This is a genomic window from Pseudarthrobacter sp. NKDBFgelt, from assembly GCF_046097905.1.
In the GTDB taxonomy this organism is placed as follows: Bacteria; Actinomycetota; Actinomycetes; order Actinomycetales; family Micrococcaceae; genus Arthrobacter; species Arthrobacter polychromogenes.
Window position 1 is genome coordinate 1 of sequence record NZ_JBJURL010000146.1, and the last position, 3,322, is coordinate 3,322.

The following is a 3,322-nucleotide window of genomic DNA, read 5'->3' on the forward strand; positions in this document are numbered from 1 at the left end:
GACCCCGTGGGGGAGCGCGGGCCGGCGGAACTGCAGCACCCGCGCTTCGCCCGGGCCTACGCCCGCGCTGTCGAGGAGATGAACCGCCGCGGCGCTACCGAACATCGCCGTGAGCTGCTGGCCGGGCTGCACGGGTCCGTCGTCGAAATCGGCGCCGGCGACGGTTCCGGTTTCGCGCTGTACCCGCCGGCCGTCACCCACGTGCTGGCTATCGAGCCGGACGACGACCTCAGGCGCATCGCCGCCGCCAAAGCCGTCTCGGCTCCGGTGCCCGTGACCGTCCGTGCCGGAGCAGCCGAACAGATTCCGGCAGCAGATGCCAGCGTGGATGCCGTTGTGTCCAGCCTGGTTCTGTGCAGTGTCAGCGAGCAGGCGCCGGTGCTGGCCGAGATCCGGCGCGTCCTGCGTCCCGGGGGGATCCTCGCTTTCTACGAGCACGTCCGCTCGGACAGCAGGCTGCTTGCGGCAGTGGAGGACCTGCTGGCGCCTGCATGGCAGCGGTTCGCCGGCGGATGCCATCCAAACCGGGACACAGTGGCGGCCATCGGGGAGGCTGGCTTTGTTCCGGTAGGCAGCCGCCGCTTCAATTTCGCCGTCCTTCCGTTGTCGCCCGCCTTGGCCCATGTGCTGGGCACGGCCGTCAACCCCGGGCCAACCGCCGGGGCCTGACCCGGGACAAGAGAGTGTGGAAATCCCGGCGCCGCCATTGGGGGGAAGGGCGGCGCCGGGATGTTTGAGGAGCACGCGTCCGCTTGCAGGGGGACTAAAGTGCTCGCCGTCTCACGGCCGCCAGGAGCCGGGCGAGGGGCCGTTGTTACCTGGCGGAGCCCACTTCAAGACGCCGCCAGGAGAGTGATGGGCTGCGAAGCCAATCCGGCTGGATGGCCTGCTGCTTGCCTGCTGCCGCCGCCCGTCTCCTGACAGCCACTACTATCCACCGGGCCCATCAAAATACTCACCAGTAATGCGTCAAGGTTCGGTCAAGGTTTCCCTGGCCTGCGGGGGCTCAGCGCCTTGCCGGGACACGTCGTCGTGCGGCGTACGCGAACAGGGACGTCGTGGCAACCGTGGCCAGGTACCCGGCGATCACAATCAGTGAGATCCCGGCCCAGAAATAGTGGGTGGTGCTGGCCTCCTGCCACGGGCTCGGGGCGATGCGCGCCAGCGAGTACAGTGCCACCGCGGCCGAGGCCAGTCCGATGGCAACCGGAAGCGTCAGCCAGAGCCGGGCCGAACCGATGTGCCCGCCAAACCCGTCCCACGCATTCCAGGACCCCCGCCGGATGATGAGCCAGCCCGCGGGAATCATGAAGGCACCCACCAGCAGGAATGCCGCCACCACGTCCGCCGGCCGGTGCCACTGGTTGATCAGCGTGGACACCCCGGATGCGATGGCGAACGTGCCGCCGACGAAGCCGGCCATCGGACGCCAGCGGGGCGAGGCCATCAGGAACACCGCAGCCGCCGCCGACGCCGCCAACGTGGTGTGGCCGGAGGGCAGCGAGTTCAGCTCCAGGGTGACCACCCCTTTGTCCGGGCGGGCCGGCAGGAGGTCCTTCAGCACCTGCGTGGCGATGTTCGCGCCGATGCAGGCGGCCACGGCAATCCCTGCCTCAGCCCAGTGCTTGCGGATTACGGTCACGAACAGGACCACGACGGCGGCCATCACCAGGGAGACGGTGGGCAGCAGGTCCAGGAACTTGGTGGTTGCCTTGCCGGCGGGCCCATGGAGTTCCACGGCTTCCACGAGTGCTGACTCATCGATGAACTGGCCCGTGGTGGTCTGGACGAAGTAGTAGTAGGTGGCCACCAGCCCGGCCACACACGCCAGCGTGGCCAGCACGAACAGGAAGCCCGACCCCGTTGCGGGTCGGGCTGCGGTCCTGCTCGTTGCCTGCCGTTGAAAAGTCATCGCTTAAAGGGTGTCACAGAAAGCTGGGATCCCGCCGCACGTGGCGGGCCCGGCACATCGAGGCGGCCGCGATCGCTATCACAGGGCCTGCGCGAGTTCCTCGATGAGTTCAAACTGCTCCCGCACCCCGCCCTTCATGCCGGACTGCGCAATCATGTCCCGGACTTCCTTGCTGCCCGCATCGGTGCGGATGCTGACCAGGGTGGCGCCGCCGTCGGCATCGCTGAAGGTGACCGTATTGACCACGGCCCCTTCCTCGCTGTCCGGTCCCACACCCGCCGTCTCCATGACCTCCGTGTGGACGATGCGCTCGTTCGGAACGATCTCCCGGTACGTGCCGTGGAAGGCCACCTCAAACCCGCCGCTCGCCGCCATGACGTACCGCCAGGCGCCGCCCTCCCGGAAGTCCATGTCCACCACCGTCATCTGGCCGCGGCGGCCGGCCCACCATTTCCGGACGAGGCCGGGTGTTGTCCATGCCCTGTACACAAGGTGCCGGGGCGCTTCCACGGTCCTGGTGATGAGGATTTCCCGATCCCCGGGAAAGGTCACGTCCATGGCGCTTGTCTGAGTCATTGCCCTGCTCCTTCTTGCGAGGTATCTTCCTGGAGGCCGGCGAGCACGTCGTCCAGCAGGTCGAAGCGCTCCGCCCAGAGGTGCTCATATCTGGAAACCCAGGTGTGGATGGGCTTCAGGGCCTGCGGATTGAGCCGGTACAGCCGCTGCCGGCCTTCATCCCGGACATCCACAACGCCCACCTCCCGCAGCACCCGCAAATGGCGCGAGACGTGCGGCTGAGCAAGGCCAAGCAGGTCCACCAGTTCGTTCACGGGCCTCTCACCAAGACTGAGGGCGTCCAGGATCTCCCGGCGGCGGGGCTCAGCTACCGCGTTGAACGCGTCCGTGGTTGTTGCTGCCCGTGCCATGCCCACATTATATATCCATATGGATATGCATTGGAAGGCTGTTAGCGCTCTGGGATTCCCACAGGTCTGCAAGGCAAGCCCCCGCTTGTACAGTTGAATCCATGCCAACCGACCCGCCCCAGGTGCCTGCGCTCGAGGAACTGCTGGCCGGCGCGCACGTGGTGTCCCTGCCCATGCGGGTCAAGTTCCGCGGCATCACGGAGCGCGAGTCGCTGCTGCTGCAGGGCCCGGCCGGGTGGGGCGAGTTCTGCCCGTTCCCCGAGTACGGCGACGCCGAGGCGTCCCGCTGGCTTGCCGCCGCCATCGAGGCTGCCTGGGAGGGGTTCCCCGCGCCGCTGCGTTCCGCTATCCCGGTCAACGCGACCGTCCCCGCCGTGCCTGCGGACCGGGTGCCCGAGGTGCTGGCGCGCTTTGGCCGGGTGGACGCCGTAAAGGTCAAGGTTGCCGAGCGCGGCCAGACCCTGGACGACGACGCCGCCCGGGT

At 67.9% G+C, this 3,322-nt stretch carries 4 protein-coding genes and 1 pseudogene; 2 read left to right on the top strand and 3 right to left on the bottom strand.

The genetic code is table 11. The features are described 5' to 3' along the window. Positions 1-669, top strand: a 669-nt coding sequence (locus tag ACKAE7_RS20640) for a class I SAM-dependent methyltransferase (RefSeq protein WP_408980176.1), incomplete at its 5' end; no start/stop codon positions are given. A gap of 337 nt (positions 670-1,006) precedes the next feature. Here ACKAE7_RS20640 and ACKAE7_RS20645 read toward each other — a convergent pair. The 3 genes from ACKAE7_RS20645 to ACKAE7_RS20655 all read right to left on the bottom strand — a co-directional run bounded on the left by ACKAE7_RS20645 (position 1,007) and on the right by ACKAE7_RS20655 (position 2,838). After that, entirely contained in the window at positions 1,007-1,912 is a 906-nt protein-coding gene (locus tag ACKAE7_RS20645) for a phosphatase PAP2 family protein (RefSeq protein ID WP_408980177.1), read from the bottom strand. 78 nt (positions 1,913-1,990) lie between these two features. After that, a complete protein-coding gene (locus tag ACKAE7_RS20650) occupies positions 1,991-2,488 on the bottom strand; it encodes an SRPBCC family protein (RefSeq protein ID WP_408980178.1) in 498 nt (165 codons plus the stop codon). Continuing rightward, a complete protein-coding gene (locus ACKAE7_RS20655) occupies positions 2,485-2,838 on the bottom strand; it encodes an ArsR/SmtB family transcription factor (RefSeq protein ID WP_408980179.1) in 354 nt (117 codons plus the stop codon). Before ACKAE7_RS20655 ends, ACKAE7_RS20650 begins: the two co-directional genes overlap by 4 nt. A gap of 101 nt (positions 2,839-2,939) precedes the next feature. On the opposite strand from ACKAE7_RS20655, the pseudogene ACKAE7_RS20660 reads away from it, so the two are divergent. Next, a pseudogene (locus ACKAE7_RS20660) lies at positions 2,940-3,322 on the top strand (O-succinylbenzoate synthase); the annotation flags it as partial.

What these genes read in the sequence shown, in the direction of transcription:
- ACKAE7_RS20650 (WP_408980178.1), bottom strand. Translation starts at nt 2,488, where the DNA reads ATGACTCAGACAAGCGCCATGGACGTGACCTTTCCCGGGGATCGGGAA.
- ACKAE7_RS20645 (WP_408980177.1), bottom strand. Translation starts at nt 1,912, where the DNA reads ATGACTTTTCAACGGCAGGCAACGAGCAGGACCGCAGCCCGACCCGCA.
- ACKAE7_RS20655 (WP_408980179.1), bottom strand. Translation starts at nt 2,838, where the DNA reads ATGGCACGGGCAGCAACAACCACGGACGCGTTCAACGCGGTAGCTGAG.